This window comes from Gracilibacillus caseinilyticus, assembly GCF_022919115.1.
Lineage (GTDB): Bacteria > Bacillota > Bacilli > Bacillales > Amphibacillaceae > Gracilibacillus > Gracilibacillus caseinilyticus.
In genome coordinates, this window is record NZ_CP095072.1 from 3,937,236 (window position 1) to 3,953,340 (window position 16,105).

The 16,105-nt window shown below is 40.0% G+C and carries 14 protein-coding genes; 4 read left to right on the top strand and 10 right to left on the bottom strand.

Going from position 1 to position 16,105, the window contains the following annotated elements; genetic code table 11:
* Window positions 1-174 precede the first annotated feature (174 nt).
* Window positions 175-1,017 carry an ABC transporter ATP-binding protein gene (locus MUN88_RS18890; RefSeq protein WP_244718096.1) on the bottom strand — a complete coding sequence of 281 codons (843 nt, stop codon included), beginning with the start codon at window positions 1,015-1,017 and terminating at the stop codon, window positions 175-177.
* A gap of 210 nt (window positions 1,018-1,227) precedes the next feature.
* On the opposite strand from MUN88_RS18890, the gene MUN88_RS18895 reads away from it, so the two are divergent.
* Window positions 1,228-2,478 (top strand): DNA polymerase IV, encoded by a 1,251-nt coding sequence (locus MUN88_RS18895; protein ID WP_244724623.1) that lies wholly within the window; start codon window positions 1,228-1,230, stop codon window positions 2,476-2,478.
* Between the two features lie 327 nt (window positions 2,479-2,805).
* Here the strand turns inward: MUN88_RS18895 and MUN88_RS18900 are convergent, their stop codons facing one another.
* The 5 genes from MUN88_RS18900 to MUN88_RS18920 all read right to left on the bottom strand — a co-directional run bounded on the left by MUN88_RS18900 (window position 2,806) and on the right by MUN88_RS18920 (window position 9,075).
* Window positions 2,806-4,269: an o-succinylbenzoate--CoA ligase gene (locus MUN88_RS18900; protein WP_369809901.1), complete on the bottom strand. Its 1,464-nt coding sequence runs from the start codon at window positions 4,267-4,269 to the stop codon at window positions 2,806-2,808.
* A gap of 71 nt (window positions 4,270-4,340) precedes the next feature.
* Window positions 4,341-5,159, bottom strand: coding sequence for a 1,4-dihydroxy-2-naphthoyl-CoA synthase (gene menB, locus MUN88_RS18905; protein ID WP_244718099.1), 819 nt, complete (start codon window positions 5,157-5,159; stop codon window positions 4,341-4,343).
* On the bottom strand, window positions 5,137-5,949 hold the full coding sequence (menH, locus tag MUN88_RS18910) for a 2-succinyl-6-hydroxy-2,4-cyclohexadiene-1-carboxylate synthase (RefSeq protein WP_244718102.1): 813 nt from the start codon (window positions 5,947-5,949) through the stop codon (window positions 5,137-5,139). The genes menB and menH overlap by 23 nt, the downstream gene beginning before the upstream one ends.
* On the bottom strand, window positions 5,936-7,687 hold the full coding sequence (gene menD / locus MUN88_RS18915) for a 2-succinyl-5-enolpyruvyl-6-hydroxy-3-cyclohexene-1-carboxylic-acid synthase (RefSeq protein ID WP_244718105.1): 1,752 nt from the start codon (window positions 7,685-7,687) through the stop codon (window positions 5,936-5,938). The genes menH and menD overlap by 14 nt, the downstream gene beginning before the upstream one ends.
* Window positions 7,684-9,075, bottom strand: coding sequence for an isochorismate synthase (locus MUN88_RS18920; protein WP_244718108.1), 1,392 nt, complete (start codon window positions 9,073-9,075; stop codon window positions 7,684-7,686). The genes menD and MUN88_RS18920 overlap by 4 nt, the downstream gene beginning before the upstream one ends.
* A gap of 310 nt (window positions 9,076-9,385) precedes the next feature.
* Between MUN88_RS18920 and MUN88_RS18925 the strand changes: the two genes are divergently transcribed.
* A complete protein-coding gene (locus MUN88_RS18925; RefSeq protein ID WP_244718111.1) occupies window positions 9,386-10,324 on the top strand; it encodes a 1,4-dihydroxy-2-naphthoate polyprenyltransferase in 939 nt (312 codons plus the stop codon).
* 13 nt (window positions 10,325-10,337) lie between these two features.
* A complete protein-coding gene (locus tag MUN88_RS18930) occupies window positions 10,338-10,718 on the top strand; it encodes a hotdog fold thioesterase (RefSeq protein WP_305852479.1) in 381 nt (126 codons plus the stop codon).
* Window positions 10,719-11,067: 349 nt separating this feature from the next.
* Here the strand turns inward: MUN88_RS18930 and MUN88_RS18935 are convergent, their stop codons facing one another.
* The gene (locus MUN88_RS18935) at window positions 11,068-11,643 is read right to left on the bottom strand and encodes an ECF transporter S component (RefSeq protein WP_369809902.1); all 576 of its coding nucleotides are present in this window, start codon (window positions 11,641-11,643) and stop codon (window positions 11,068-11,070) included.
* Window positions 11,644-11,707: 64 nt separating this feature from the next.
* Window positions 11,708-12,760, bottom strand: coding sequence for a M20/M25/M40 family metallo-hydrolase (locus MUN88_RS18940; RefSeq protein ID WP_244718114.1), 1,053 nt, complete (start codon window positions 12,758-12,760; stop codon window positions 11,708-11,710).
* A gap of 67 nt (window positions 12,761-12,827) precedes the next feature.
* Between MUN88_RS18940 and MUN88_RS18945 the strand changes: the two genes are divergently transcribed.
* Window positions 12,828-13,844, top strand: coding sequence for a potassium channel family protein (locus tag MUN88_RS18945; protein ID WP_244718117.1), 1,017 nt, complete (start codon window positions 12,828-12,830; stop codon window positions 13,842-13,844).
* A 179-nt stretch (window positions 13,845-14,023) separates the two neighbouring features.
* Here the strand turns inward: MUN88_RS18945 and MUN88_RS18950 are convergent, their stop codons facing one another.
* Both MUN88_RS18950 and MUN88_RS18955 read right to left on the bottom strand, forming a co-directional pair.
* Entirely contained in the window at window positions 14,024-14,440 is a 417-nt protein-coding gene (locus MUN88_RS18950; RefSeq protein WP_244718120.1) for a YugN family protein, read from the bottom strand.
* Between the two features lie 175 nt (window positions 14,441-14,615).
* A complete protein-coding gene (locus tag MUN88_RS18955; RefSeq protein ID WP_244718123.1) occupies window positions 14,616-15,962 on the bottom strand; it encodes a glucose-6-phosphate isomerase in 1,347 nt (448 codons plus the stop codon).
* Between the last annotated feature and the right edge of the window lie 143 nt (window positions 15,963-16,105).

A 16,105-nucleotide genomic window follows, 5' to 3' on the forward strand; every position in this document is an offset into this window, starting at 1 on the left:
TTGGTTTGTTTCTAGTCCATTCAAGTGTAAAGGATATAGGAGCTTGCGTGTTTTATTATGCTTAATTTTTTCAAACCCCAACATATATAATAGAGCCTTGTTTTGAAGCAATCCATTTTTCATTGTGGTTAACACTAAAAACCCCTGTATTCCTTAGGGAATACAGGGGTTTTGTTAATTTCCGACTGATTGCATTTGTTGTTGTGATTCTGCTACAGCTTCTTTGATCAGGCATCGTCCACGTCCGTGCGGGATACACATAGGTGTTCCAAACATCGGATCATACATGACATCTGCTTTCATTTGGAATACATCGTGCACTAAGCCACAATTAATAATTTCCTCCGGTTTACCTTGCGCATACACCTTTTTGTCTTTAATTGCAACAATATGATGTGCATAACGGCAAGCAAGGTTTAAATCATGTAACACCATGACAATTGTGCTTTGACGACGTTCATTCAACTCGAATAATAAATCCAAAATTTCAATCTGGTGTGTCATATCTAAGTATGTTGTAGGCTCATCCAACAGGATAGTATCTGTTCCTTGTGCAAGCGTCATTGCAATCCAGGCACGCTGCCGCTGTCCACCTGATAAGGAATCCACGGCACGATCTTTTAAGTCGAGCATATTTGTCGATTCCAACGCTTCATTTACTGCTGTCTCATCTTCTTCGGACCAGCGTTTGAACATCGTCTTATATGGATGTCTTCCTTGTTTGACTAAGTCTTCTACTGTTAATCCTTCCGGGCTGATAGGACTTTGTGGCAAAATCGCCATTTGTTTTGCCACTTCTTTAGTAGGGATTTTCGCAATATCTTCACCGTTTAGTACGACATCCCCTTGCTTCGGTTTTAGCAACCTTGCTAATGAGCGAAGTAAAGTCGACTTACCACAGCCATTTCCACCAATAAAGACTGTAATTTCTCCTTTAGGGATTGTAATATCTAAGTCATCTATAACTATCTCTTCACCATATCCTAGTGTTAAATCTTTTGTTACTAATGTTTCCATTTGGAACCTCTCCCTTTTTGCACTGTTGGGACAATTTTTAAAATATTCAATTCGAACTTTTACTCTTCCTCTAGTTTAGTAGCTTTTTATAGCAAAGTCAATGAGTTTGATAATCTTTATCAATTAATTGCTATATTTTAACACTTTTCTTTTTGCGATGAATAGGATATACTACTTTAATAGAACAAACGTTCGTTGAGGTGTTGAATGATGGATTACACTACCTATCCAAAGCATGATGTCCTATGTATTGATATGCGTTCTTTTTACGCAAGTATTGAATGTGTGAAACGCGGTCTTGATCCTATGACTGCCATGCTCGCGGTAGTTGGTGACAAGAACCGTTCGGGCAGTATTATTCTGGCTGCTTCCCCCGCTTTAAAACGAAAGTATGGTGTCAAAAATGTCAGCCGGTACTTTGAATTGCCGGAGGATCCTGATATCTATGTTGTCGAAGCTAAAATGGGAGATTATGTGAACGTCTCCGTAGAAATTACGAAGCTGCTTTATCAATATGTCCCAAAAGAAGCGATTCACCCTTATTCTGTTGATGAAATGTGGATCACTGTTGATGGGATGAAGCATTTATATGGAGATGCTCAAAAAATTGCCAAGATGATCATGGATGAAATATATGACACAATGGGATTAACCTGTGCCATTGGAATTGGAGATAACAAATTTCTGGCAAAAGTTGTGATGGATATATACGCAAAAAAGACCGGAATTGCTACGTGCCGCTATCAGGATGTAGAACGGCTACTTTGGCCGATACCAATTGAAAAAGTTTGGGGGATTGGCAGACGGTTGACCGTTCACTTAAATAAAATGGGTATCATTTATTTAGGACAGCTTGCAAATTATCGCTTAGATCGCTTACAGAAACGGTTTGGTGTGATTGGCGAGCAGTTATATTGGCATGCATGGGGCATTGATTTAAGCCCTGTATATGATTCCTACTACAAAAAAGAAACCCAAAAAGGCTTTGGGCATGGCATGACATTATTAAGAGATTACAGCGCAGAAGAAACCTTAGTCTGTATACTTGATTTGTGCGAGGAGGTTTGTCGACGCGCACGTACCCATGAACGAGCAGGCAGAACTATCCATCTGGGTGTTGGTTATGCGGATAATGGAGGGGGTTTTCATCGCTCTCGTTCTCTTCATTTGCCTACTAATGTGACAATGGATATTTACCAGGTATGCTTTCAATTATTTCACGAATTTTACGATCAACACAGTAAAATCAGGCGTGTATCGGTATCCTTGAACAATCTATATGATGATATTGAGACGCAATTGAACTTGTTTGATAATGAGCCGAAAAAGAAAGATCTCGGCTATGTGATGGACGCTATTCGTGCTAAATACGGTTCCACTTCCCTGCTGCGTGCAACAAGCTATACGAAAGCAGGCATTACGAGAGAGAGAAGTAAAAAAATTGGCGGACACTATGCCTAATTGGAAACCCGGCAATTGCGGAGTTCCTTATCAGTCCGGAAAGATAATAACAGTCATTAAGGTAAATTATCTGAAGGAACCAGGCCCAATAATTATGAAAAAGGTGCCTATAATGCAGATTAATATTTCCTGCGCTTTAGTGGATGAAATAGCTAATAGCAGTACTAGCAAAGGTTGTAGAATGAATATAGCTCCGGCCAATCCCCTAGTGGTTGGCCGGAGCTATATATCCTTACACATCATTACTGAGTTCAAACATCACTACAAAGCGTAATCTGCAGTATAGCTAGCTTAAAAAGGATCAAGCGCGGTTGCTCGATTTTCCTATCAACACTCCTTCAACTTATAACGTTGCAGCTTACCAGTAGCGTTACGGGGCAGTTGAGAACAGAACATTAACCGTTTTGGGACTTTAAAAGCAGCCAGTCTTTCCTGACAGTATGCAAGTATGTGTTCTGATGTTATTTGCTCAGAATCGCATACAACAAAAGCGACCGGCACTTGTCCCCATTTTTCATCTTTCATACCAGTTACACCCGCTTCAAGAACACCATCGCATGAGAGTAGAACGTCTTCTATCTCAGCAGGGTATATGTTCTCCCCTCCCGAAATAATTAAATCGCTGCGCCGATCGACAACGAATAGAAAACCTTCTTCATCCAAATAGCCTAAATCACCAGTGTACAACCAACCGTCTCGAAACGCTTTTTGGTTGGCTTCCACTCTTTGATAATAGCCATTTGTCACCATCGGACCTTTAACAACAATTTCTCCCACTTCATTGGACAAAGCTTCTCTGTTGTCCTTGATAATTTGTAAAGAAGAAGTAAACAGTGGCTTACCTGCTGAACCGAGCTTCCTTAAGGCATCGGCTGCATTTAGAGTAATGATTTGCGAGCTTGTCTCTGTCATACCATAAGACTGAACAATCGGGACATGCCTTTGTTTCGCTTTTTCCAGCAACGACTTTGGGGCTGGCCCGCCCCCTAGTAGCATACAACGGAATGATGTGGGGTAATTCGCTTCACCTAATCGTTGTAACAACCGCTCGCATGTGACCGCTACAACCGAGATAATCGTCACTTGTTTTTCCATGATTGCGTGATGCACCTTGTCTTCCTCAAATCGCTCCATAAGATACACTGGCATACCATAAATCACACTTTTGAACAGGGTGGAAAGACCACTAATATGAAACAGCGGTAAACAGATCAACCATTTATCTGTGGGCATCAACCCTAAATTCAAAGCAGACGCAACTGCACTTGACCAATGGTTTTGAAAAGATTGCATCACCGCTTTTGCTCTGCCTGTAGTTCCAGAGGTAAACATCATCGAACAGACAGAATCCATATCGATCATAGAAGCGAGTGCTTTATCTGTTGGCGTCAAAGTATGGATATGCGAAAAGCTGTAAACGCTCTGTTGTAGGTGTTCTGCACCTACTATATAGCCATCTGCACATAAAAGCAGTTGAACATCAGCATCGTCGCATTGCTGCTGCCATTCTGTTAAAGTTAATCGCGTGTTAAGAAAAACTGTCGGGACTTTGAGATAAGTACAAGCCCAGAACGCAATGATCATATCAGCAGTATTATCTGATAAAATCGCCAGATGACCTTGCTGATGCACATTTGATAACTGTAACGCGAACCTCTCTGCCTTCTGTTTCAATTGTAAAAATGTATAAGTATCACCGTTATCTAATTCAATCGCCGTCGATCCTGGCGATAAATTGGCCCGCATTGTCAGCCAATGCTCCATATCTAACACCACTTTCCAAATTGCCACATTCATTTTTTTCTGTATAAGTTCTGCTCTAGAAAGAAAAGACCAACACGATAGTATTGGTCTTTGTCTTCTTATGGAAAACGAGGGAATTGTTTAAAGTCTGGCTTGCGCTTTTCTTTAAATGCGTCTCGTCCTTCTTTTGCTTCATCCGTAGTATAGTAAAGCAATGTCGCATCGCCACCCATTTGCTGCAAACCTGCCAAGCCATCTGTATCCGCATTGAAAGAGGCTTTTAGGAAACGAAGTGCAGTCGGTGATTTTTCCAACATTTCTTCACACCATTGAACCGTTTCTTCTTCCAGTTTGTCCAGAGGCACTACCGTATTGACAAGCCCCATATCCAATGCTTCCTGTGCATTGTACTGGCGGCATAAATACCAGATTTCACGTGCCTTCTTATGACCAACAATACGAGCTAGTAAGCCCGCACCATAACCAGCATCAAAGCTACCTACTTTTGGTCCGGTCTGTCCAAAGATTGCATTATCCGCAGCGATTGTTAAATCACATACGACATGCAGTACGTGACCACCACCGATTGCATAACCAGAAACCATTGCAACTACCGGCTTTGGAATAACGCGAATTAAGCGTTGCAGATCAAGTACATTAAGACGAGGAACTTCATCATCGCCTACATAGCCGCCATGACCACGTACTTTTTGATCTCCACCAGAACAAAATGCTTTATCTCCTGCACCAGCAAGCACAATCACACCGATATTGGAATCGTCACGTGCATATGTAAATGCCTCAATTAATTCGTTTACCGTATGAGGACGAAAAGCATTTCGAACCTCAGGGCGATTAATGGTAATTTTCGCAATCCCATTATACGTTTCATATAAAATATCATCATAAGTGCGTTCATTTATCCATTCTACTGTCATTTGATGACCTCCTCCTATTGATAAACTCTTTTACTATTGTACCAAAAATTCGCGATTGTTCCACATGAATTGCATGACCCGCTTGCTCAATGAGTTTACACTCACTATTTGGCAATAACTTCATCATTTCTTGATTAATATCGATAAATTTCTTATCCCATTCACCAACAAGCAGCAGAACAGGTATCCCGACCTGCTTAAGCAACTGCCAGCAAGAAGCCATCTTTCCTGTTCCCATGCTTTCCAATGACATTGCCAAGCCTTCTCTTGTATGGGAAAGCCGCTCCAACCTCACCATTTGTTGTACAGATAGCGGGAGCTGTTTTTGTGATGCAAACAACGGAATATTTTCCCACTTATCAACAAAATCGTCAAGCAAATGGTTGCGAATAAAGCTTGCAAGCTCCAGATCTTTATACATACGAGTCTCTCGCTCTACATCATCCGCAATGCCAGGTGATGCACTTTCTAGTGTCAGCGATCGAACCAGATCAGGATAGAGGCTGACAAACGCCAACGCGGTTCGTCCACCCATTGAATAGCCAACCAAATCAAACGAATCGATCCTTAGTTGCCTGAATAATTCATACAGTTGTAGGCAACATTGTTCCATGCTGGCTACTTTTGCAATCGTTTTGCCGTGCCCTGGTAAATCAACAAAAATCAGCTTCCGGTCCGGGATCATATCGCGAATAAATTGCCAGGTTTGAGCAGATCCGGTAAAACCATGGAAGAAAACAACCGGTTCCCCTTCCCCAAAAGACTCGACCCAAAAATCACAAATATACATCTGTATTATCCTTCAGAATCGATAAGGTATACTGTTCGATTTGCTGCCATTTCGCTTGGTGCCAGTTCACATTTTCCTGGCGATCTGTTTGTACTTCAATGAGCGACACCCCATCAGCATGATAACTGTTGTGTAATGCTTGTAAATAAGGTTGATACTCTGTAACGTTCTCGTAAGGCAAGTCATATAAATGGGCTACTTTTTTCATGTCTAACTGTTGCGGCGTACCAAACAGCAATTCATAATGTGGTATGTTTTGTTGTGCCTGTGGCAGAAACGAGAAGATTCCGCCACCTTTATTATTGATTAACACAACCGTGACACTCAAGTCATATTGTTTCGTTAACAAAAGGCCATTCATGCTATGCAAAAAAGAAATGTCGCCAACTAAAAGTGTCACTCGTTTACCTGACGCAGCCATTCCCATTGCTGTAGATACCACACCATCAATGCCGTTCGCGCCCCGGTTAGCATAAACAGGAACTTGTTTTTCATTATCAAACCAAAAAGAATCGACATCTCGAATCGGCATACTATTACCGACAAACAAAATACTTTCATTCGGAATGACCGACTGGATTCCACGTACCGCTAATCCCTCAGTTAAGTCATCAGCTGCTTCCTGCAATATAGATTTAGCATACTGATTCAGATGTTGCCAGGTTGTTAACCAGTGCTGATCGAAATGAAGTGACAACGTAGCTAGCTGCTTTGCGACATGTTCAGGCTGCCCATATAAATAATCAGCACGCTTTTGGGTAGGATTACGATATGTAACCAAATCATCCACGATCAATTGATCAATATCCTGTTCCTGCAACAGTTGTAACACAGGCTTCGCAACTGGCATGGCACCAAAACGAATGATAAAATCCGGCTTCATTAATCCTCTGACTTTTTTGTTTTTCAGAATACTGTCATAGCTTTCTATTAAAACTGCCCTGTTCGTATACATTCGGGTAAATGAAAGAGGATCGCCTAGGACTGGTAACCCCCACGCTTCCGCTAAGTCTAAAACAGCATTTGCCAGCAATTTATGATCATGAGGCCCGCAAATAATCAATCCTCTTTTTTTAGATTGAAGTCTTTGTTTAATTTGATCAAGATGCTGATCAGACAGGTTGGTTTGTTCCGGTTGAAAATGACGAACAGTATCATGCTGCTCGTTACTGAACCAGACATCCGAAAGTTCAAAATCCGGAATAAGTGGTTCACGGAATGGAAAATTCAAATGCACAGGACCTTTGATTTGGCTCGCTGCTGTCTGGACAGCCCGATCGGCATTATTTCGTGCATATTGCAACATTTGTGGGGATGCATCAGGTAATGCCATTTCGTGAAACCACTTCGGATAATTGCCATACATTTTGAGCTGATCAATCGCTTGGGCTGCCCCTACATCACGTAATTCATGAGGGCGATCGGCTGTTAGTACTATTAAAGGAACCCTGCTTTGTGCTGCTTCAATAATAGCGGGAAAATAATTAGCAGCAGCCGTACCGGAGGAACATACCAGTACGACTGCTTTGTTCGTTTCCTTTGCCATTCCTAATGCGAAAAAACCGGCAGAACGCTCATCAATATCCACCCAGACATTGAAGCGTTCGTATGCGGCAAAACTAAGAGATAAAGGCGTTGAACGTGAACCCGGTGAGATCACGATATCTATGACACCACTTTGATATAATTGATCAACAAAATGACCAACATATTTCGTTAATGCTTCGACATGGCTCATTTCGACTCCCCCAATGCATGCAACATCGGAGTGAATTTAATAGCGGTCTCTTTGTATTCCATCTCCGGATCAGAATCTTTCACAACACCACAACCAGCAAATAAGGAGGCTTTTTCCTGATTAATCAGCGCGGATCGAATTGCCACTGCAAATTCACCATTAAAGTTCTGATCAAACCATCCGATAGGTGCTCCGTACCAGCCGCGTTCCAGCTTTTCGAAATTGCGGATGAAATCCAATGCTGTTTCCCGCGGAAACCCACACAGTGCTGGAGTGGGATGCAATTTACCCACAACATCTAATAACGTATATCCATCATCTAATTCAGCTTCTACAGGTGTATATAGATGCTGGAGGTTTTTTAACGGATATAAAACCGGCTCATCCGGTATATGCACAGATTTAGCGAATGAAAATACTGCTTGTTTAATCATATCAACAACGAATTGATGTTCTTCACGATTTTTCTGATCATCAAGCAATTGCTTGCCTAATTCATGATCCTGTTCCACTGTTTTGCCTCGCGGTGCCGTACCAGCGATGCAAGTGGAAAACACCTTTTGATTGTTTACCTTTACCAGACGCTCTGGTGTTGCTCCAACAAAACATACTTCGTCCTTTTCCCAAGCAAATACAAAGCTGTGCTGTTGTGTACGTTGTAACTGTGACAGAACTTGTCCGATATCACATGTCTGGTCAAATTCCACTTGTAATTCTCGAGCAAGTACAATTTTATTAACTTGGTTATCAGCTATTTTTTTCGTAGCACGCTCAACTATTGTCTTCCATGCTTCTGGATCTACTTCATGTTTTAATACAATCTGATTTTCATGAAACTCGGCATGTGTGCCATGCAGAAGCTGATGCTTCTCTGTAATAAGTTCCGCGGCTAACTGATCAATATGACTTTCTTGTTCAACCAATACAGTTGTCGTTAAATAAACATCACTTTGATCAATAGTTAACAAGAATGTCGGTACACGAAACTGACTGCCATCAAAACCACGCCACAACTCTTCAACCGGTTCTTCAGAATCAAAAGGAAAACCGCCAAAGGCAATAGGACCCGACCTTTTATCATCATAGGGATTGACGATTTTACTGTTTTGCATCCATTTTCCCCATTTATTTTTAATCGTATTGTAAGACGCATTAGAATCAGTCAAATTTACAGCATCGCCGATCCCAGCAAATATAGTTTTTTGATCTGCACTAGACCAATATATTCTGTTCTTACCAAGTACTTTGCCGCTCTGAAAGAAATCGATCGCGTTAATCCTCTCGATCTTCTCCGTCACACTAACAAAGGTTGGTGCTGATTTATCGATGGATTGCTTCTGTGCTGCTTGTAACACACCATCTATATTTATTTCCTTTGTCTCAATCATGGATACCCCTCCAATGTAATAGGGCAATTTTCATAAACGCTATTCATTATATTACAATTTTGCATTTTTTAAAAGATAAGAATCATCGTTAGGAAAAACTTGGCATGTGCCTCGCGTCTTGGAGAGTGCCGAAGTTTTACTTATACTTTTCTAACGTGTAAAAAAGAGCTATAAACTGTATACCCATCCTTAGTATAACAAAAAACATTTAATTGGTGCTGAATATTGTTTATAACAATAGTTTGACACTTTTTTAAGTATTCACTAAACTTATAATGTTAGTTAATTTTAATAAGGAGACGTTAACAAAATGGGAACTAAGTCAGAAGCAAATCATTTAAACGAAAAGCCCGGCTTTCATATATGGTGGAGATTATTGCGGCCGCACACCCTTACTGCTTCATTTATACCAGTTTTTGTTGGTACAATGCTGGCAGTGTTAAGCGGCAGTTTTCACATAGTCACTTTTCTCACAATGCTACTTGCGTCCATGCTGATACAAGCAGCTACTAATATGTTTAATGAATATTATGATTTTGTCAGAGGGCTTGACAATGAAAAGTCCGTTGGTATAGGTGGTACGATTGTAAGAGATGGCATCAAACCAGTTGTAGTAAAACGGCTCGCTTTCACTTTTTTTGGAATAGCCATTTTATTAGGTGTTTATATTTGTATCGTGTCGAGCTGGTGGATTGCTGTTATCGGCATTATTTGCATGGTTACCGGCTATTTATATACCGGAGGTCCTCTGCCGATTGCTTACACACCATTTGGTGAGCTTTTTTCCGGATTTTTGATGGGGACCGTCATCATCGGAATCAGCTATTACATTCAGACGTTAAGCATCTCGTGGCAAGTTACCGTGATTTCGATCCCTATCGCTATCTTGATCGGATGTATTATGCTTGCTAATAACATTCGCGACTTAGATGGTGATAAAGAAAACGGCAGAAAAACGTTAGCCATACTGGTTGGCAGAAATAAAGCCATTTATTTGTTATCTAGCTTGATGATATTAAGTTATGCTTTAACAGCAGCTTTTATAATAGCAGGATTGCTGCCAATTTATAGTGTGATTAGCTATTTAAGTATACCGAAAGCTCGACAAGCCATTCAGATATTCCAAGCCAACACAACAAATATCGGGATGATGCCAGCAATGGGGGCTACAGCGAAGACAAACACGTTTTATGGTGCCTTAATTGGGCTGTCCTTACTTTTACAAATCCTGTTTCCAATACCATTGTAAGTGGAGGTAAAAGATGAGCAATCAAACATTAATGCAAGCATTACAAATGAATGTCAAGCAAACATCAAAGGAACTCGCGGAAGTAGACATGCCGATAACGAATAATGTCAAACAGCCAATGGGGTTCCTCCATGGGGGTGCATCAGTGGCGCTTGCCGAAACAGCAGCTAGCATCGGCGGCATGCAGCATATTGACGAAAAGACACAGGCTGTCGTCGGTATGGAAATTAATTGCAACCATCTGAAATCAAAAAAAGACGGGGTATTAACAGCCATTGCAACTCCTATCCATATCGGCAAAACAAGTATGGTATGGAATATTGAAATGAAAGATGAAAATAATCAATTAATCGCCATCTCTCGCTGCACACTCGCAATTATCAACCGTATATAAAGAAAACCGGGCTATGCACGCCCGGTCCTGCAAACTTGAATATGTATAAAGCTACCTATAATACGGATGATGTCAACTAGCGTTGAGATCATTTTGAAATGTTGTTAGCGGTATGAAACCGCTCCGGCCAACCACTTCCTGCGGGGCATATTTCCGGAGCTTTGCTACGCATATACTACCTTTCAAAATCATCAGATTGTAATACAGCTTCACTTAACATAATCCGTATTATAAGAACTCATACATTTTTCAATATTGAGAACGATTTACTCTGCTGTTGCCTTAATGACTATCGATGCTTGCTTTACTTTAACAAAAAGGAGTCTGCCACATGACAGACCCCTTTTTGTTAGTTTTTCTCTATTATCCATTTCTGAAGTTTTACAAAAATTAGTGCAAACACCACTGCAACAATAATACCTTTGATCAAATTAAATGGTAGTATTCCGACTAATACAGTACTCATCTTCACATTTTGAGACATCTCTTCCCATCCCATAAACAGGCTGTATGCTGGAATGATTGCAAAATAATTAAGTAATGACATTCCAATTGTCATGATAATCGTTCCTATCGCTAATCCGATCAGCACGTTTTTCATGGTTTGCTGCTTTTTAAACAAATAAACAACAGGCAATACATAAAAAACACCTGCAAAAAAATTGGCGATGGCGCCGATTGGATCAGAAATAGCTGTCACGATTACATACAGTAGGTTTTTGATGGCAACTACCAAGACACCTGCTAAAGGTGAAAACATAACTCCAGCTATTAATGCTGGAATATCACTTAGATCAATACGTAAATACGCTGGAATAAATGGAAATGGTAAAGGAAAATTTAATAAAATTAATAAAACCGAAATGGTTCCCATAATCGAAATAACGATTAATCGATAGAGATTACTCGTTTGAGCAGATTTCAATATAATGTCCCCCTATTGACACAATATTTAAATCGTATGTTTTTTCAAGCAAGTTGTCAATCTTTTAATCCTCTAGTGGGTTTAAGCTTTCCCTACCTGTCATATTTTTAATCAATTCCACGAGTAACGTAATTTCCTCTTCGATATCTTGAAGACTCGCTGTTTCGACTGGTGAATGCATGTAACGTAACGGCAGAGAAACGAGACTGACCGGCACACCTTTTCCTGTTAAACGCATCTTATCTGCATCCGTTCCTGTGAGACGAGGTGTTAATTCATATTGTACCGTCATATCAAGATCTTTTGCTGTCTTTTCCAATAGATGATTTAATTTGCGATTAATTGGCGCACCCTTTGCCAATACTGGTCCACCATCTAAGCGAATATCGCCATGCTTTCTTCTGTCAACGGATGGATAATCCGTAGCGAAGGTTACATCCAATGCCAATGCAGCATCTGGTTGGAGACCTGCTGCCGCAAAGTATGCCCCTCCCATATTAGTCTCTTCGTTTACTGTGCTGACTCCATAAACGCCAATATTAATTTGCTCATCCTTTAACCTTCTCATTACCTCTGCCACGATAAAGGCACCAGTACGATTATCGAGACCTCTTCCAGAAATATAGCGATCCTTCAATATCTCAGACTGTCTGCGGTAGACGACTAGATCACCGACTTGTACATTTGTTTCCTGCTTGGAAGCGACACCGCAGTCAATAAATAAATCTTCTACATCAAAATCACCTTTCATACCGCCATGATGCTGTGCATTAACACCAATAACTCCTGGAACAATGGCTTCTTCACCGATGATTTCGACCTTCATTCCGATCGCAGATTTTGGATTGATCCCGCCCATCTTGTCCACGTAAACAAAACCATCCTCATCAATTCGGTTCACGACGAATGCAATTTCATCACAGTGACCAGCTAGCAATAAATGAAAATCTGCAGATTCATTTTTTACTGCAATCACATTCCCGGCGTGATCTGTGCGAATTTCATCAGCAAACGGAGATACATACGCCATCCATTTTTTCTGTATCTCCATTTCCAAACTCGATGGTGAAGCGGTGTGTAACAATTCCTGTAAAAATGCTAATCTTTCTTTTTCCATAAAATATTCCTCCATTCAGAATAAGGTTTCTCAAGTTGCTTACACTATATGTAAAAAAGGTGATCAAATGATTTGGTATAAATGGATAAAATTTTATTTTCACCTTCCTGTCATAGTCCGACTCTTACTTAGTGTCACGATATTAATGATTGGATTTGGCTATCTCATACATATAATAGAGCCCGACCATTTTCCGACGACCTTCGATGGTGTCTGGTGGGCGTTTGTAACTGGATCAACGGTTGGGTATGGTGATTATGTACCATTAAGTTATTTAGGTAAGTTTCTTGGTATACTGTTGATATTAGCTGGCGGTGGCTTCGTAACTTTCTATATGGCTACTTTGTCTGCAGGAACAATTAAACACGAAAAAAATTTGACAGATGGTAAAATTTCTTACAAAGGGAACCATCACACTATTATTATAGGATGGAATGAACGCACCAAGCAATTAATTCAAATGATTCGTGATCATAAGCATGATTCCGATACGATTTTAATTGATCATACCTTGGATCAGCTTTCCTTTCATAAACACAGTATTCATTTTATTCACGGTTTACCAACTTCCGATGAAATATTAAAAAAAGCAAATATTTCAGAAGCTAAATCAGTAATTATCACAGCTGATCCAACATTAACGGAACAAGAAGCAGATCGGCAGACCATTCTTAATATTATCGCAGCCCGTGGGAATAATCCATCGATTCACATCATCGCTGAAATTCTGACAGAAATACAACGAATTAATGCGCTGCGTGCAGGGGCAAACGTGTTGGTCCGTTCCAATAATTTTATGAGTTCATTGTTTTATCAATCATTGTTTCAAGAGGATGTGCAAATCACAGATATAATAGCAAAAACATTGGAAGAGCAACAATTTTGTTCAGAAGAAATACAGGACACATTAACAGATAATGATTTTTATTACTGTGCCCAGCATTTATTGAAGGATGGCAAATGGTTAATCGGCCTAATTCGCGACAAAGAGATCATACTCCACCCTTCCTTTTCCCTGCAAACGAAAAAGGATGACAAGTTGATTTACCTGATTCCCACGGATCATGCCAACAAGCATTATTAGATGCACATTATGTTCATAAGAAGACTTTCTACTATTCCTCATTAGAGAACTTGAATACCGCTCCGGCAGAATAATTCAGTTAATTCATGTCTACCCATAAGAAAAAGCGAAACATAACACGAAGATTATTTGGAGATTTCGTGTTATGTTCCGCTTTTAATTTGCCTACAACTCTTTTTTTACTCATTATTAATTTGTGCCAGTAATACTTCGGCGTTTTGCAACATTACTTTGCCTTGTTCAATATAAGCAGACGGGGTGGCGGCATCCTTTTCCTTTGGAGTTTGAAATTGATTAAATGAAGCTTGCATGACTCCACTTTTTGCAGAGGCATCAACATCGTCCTTATATCGGTGTGACAATATATACGGTTTGTCCATTCTTATTACAGCATTTTCGTTGTCAATTTCTCCATGAATTGAATGAAACGGGATCCGTAAAAAGTGATAGCCACCGTCATTAGCCAACTTATAATCAAAAAAGCCATGATCATACTCCCAAGCTCCACCTAGCGTATAACCCTCATTTTCTAATATTGGCTTAACCTGCTTATAATAATAATCCTTACCCTGTATCGCGGAATCTAATTCATACATGTCGAATCCCCCTTTTTTTTAGAATGTCCTTGCTTCTGTAAAATATGTAGGAAGTGAGGCAAAATTACTAATAATGATAACTTAGCATTAACCTCTCTCTTTCCGCCAGTCATATCATGATATCAATAAAAAGTGGCACTTCCAACGTGTTGCTGGTAGTGCCACCTAATTTTATTTATAATCTTTTTTCTAATTTTGCTTTTTCTTCTTCAAATCCTGGTTTACCTAATAGAGCAAACATATTTTTCTTATATGCTTCCACTCCTGGCTGATCAAATGGATTTACACCTAATAGATAGCCGCTGATCGCACATGCTTTTTCGAAGAAATAGACTACATAACCAAATGTATAAGCATCAAGCTTCGGCAAATGAACTAACAAGTTTGGTACTTGTCCATCCGTATGCGCCAATAATGTTCCCTGGAACGCTTTTTCATTAACAAAGTCTAGCGTTTCTCCCGCTAGGTAGTTTAAGCCATCAAGGTCTTGTTCTTCCTTCTCAATCGTAATATTTGATTTTGGTTCTTCGACATGAAGTACTGTTTCAAAAATATCACGACGTCCCTCTTGCACATACTGACCTAATGAATGAAGATCAGTAGAAAAGTTTGCTGAAGAAGGATAAATTCCTTTGAAGTCTTTCCCTTCACTCTCACCGAAAAGCTGCTTCCACCATTCAGAGAAATACTGCAAGGAAGGCTCATAGTTGATTAACATCTCGATCGTATTACCTTTGTTATAAAGGATATTTCGCACCGCTGCATATTGGTAGGCAGGGTTCTTCGCTAAGTCTGCTTCGCTAAGTTCTTGTTGTGCTTTTTGAGCACCTTCCATCATACTATCAATATCAACACCACTTACGGCGATTGGCAATAAACCTACAGCAGTTAGAACGGAATATCGTCCACCTACATCATCCGGAATGACAAAGCTCTCATATCCTTCTTCTGTTGCTAAAGTTTTCAAAGCGCCTTTCGCTTTATCAGTAGTGGCATAAATACGTTTTCTTGCTTCCTCCACGCCATATTTTTCTTCTAAAAACTTGCGGAATATACGGAAGGCGATCGCTGGCTCTGTAGTTGTTCCACTCTTGGAAATAACATTTACGGAAACATCTTTATCTTTCAATACATCAAACAGGTCATTAATGTATGGTGCACTAATGCTATTTCCAACGAAAAAGACTTGTGGCGTATCACGCTGATCTTTTGCTAATTCATTATAAAAGGAATGATTTAACATTTCGATAGCAGCACGAGCTCCTAAATAAGAACCGCCGATACCTACAACTAACAGCACATCGGAATCAGACTTAATTTTGTCGGCTGCTTTTTTAATACGTGCAAACTCTTCCTTATCATAGTCAGTCGGCAGATTGACCCAACCTAAAAAGTCACTACCCGCTCCTGTTTTGTTATGTACCATTTCATGTGCTAGCTGAACAGGTTCTTTCAAATAATCTAGTTCATGTTCCCCAAAGAAAGTCAAAGCTTTCTCGTAATCAAAACGTACATGTGTCATGTTCTTGTAACCTCCAATAATTTTATCTCACTATTTTAATGTACCGAAACCTGCCGTCTAAATCAAGCAATGCAAAATGAGATTTTTCAAAAAACTTCTGAAAATAACCAATATTTCTATATGTAAGAATCGTTGTTAACCCG

What these genes read in the sequence shown, in the direction of transcription:
- MUN88_RS18890 (WP_244718096.1), bottom strand. Translation starts at nt 1,017, where the DNA reads ATGGAAACATTAGTAACAAAAGATTTAACACTAGGATATGGTGAAGAG.
- MUN88_RS18895 (WP_244724623.1), top strand. Translation starts at nt 1,228, where the DNA reads ATGGATTACACTACCTATCCAAAGCATGATGTCCTATGTATTGATATG.
- menB (WP_244718099.1), bottom strand. Translation starts at nt 5,159, where the DNA reads ATGACAGTAGAATGGATAAATGAACGCACTTATGATGATATTTTATAT.
- menH (WP_244718102.1), bottom strand. Translation starts at nt 5,949, where the DNA reads ATGTATATTTGTGATTTTTGGGTCGAGTCTTTTGGGGAAGGGGAACCG.
- menD (WP_244718105.1), bottom strand. Translation starts at nt 7,687, where the DNA reads ATGAGCCATGTCGAAGCATTAACGAAATATGTTGGTCATTTTGTTGAT.
- MUN88_RS18920 (WP_244718108.1), bottom strand. Translation starts at nt 9,075, where the DNA reads ATGATTGAGACAAAGGAAATAAATATAGATGGTGTGTTACAAGCAGCA.
- MUN88_RS18925 (WP_244718111.1), top strand. Translation starts at nt 9,386, where the DNA reads ATGGGAACTAAGTCAGAAGCAAATCATTTAAACGAAAAGCCCGGCTTT.
- MUN88_RS18930 (WP_305852479.1), top strand. Translation starts at nt 10,338, where the DNA reads ATGAGCAATCAAACATTAATGCAAGCATTACAAATGAATGTCAAGCAA.
- MUN88_RS18940 (WP_244718114.1), bottom strand. Translation starts at nt 12,760, where the DNA reads ATGGAAAAAGAAAGATTAGCATTTTTACAGGAATTGTTACACACCGCT.
- MUN88_RS18945 (WP_244718117.1), top strand. Translation starts at nt 12,828, where the DNA reads ATGATTTGGTATAAATGGATAAAATTTTATTTTCACCTTCCTGTCATA.
- MUN88_RS18950 (WP_244718120.1), bottom strand. Translation starts at nt 14,440, where the DNA reads ATGTATGAATTAGATTCCGCGATACAGGGTAAGGATTATTATTATAAG.
- MUN88_RS18955 (WP_244718123.1), bottom strand. Translation starts at nt 15,962, where the DNA reads ATGACACATGTACGTTTTGATTACGAGAAAGCTTTGACTTTCTTTGGG.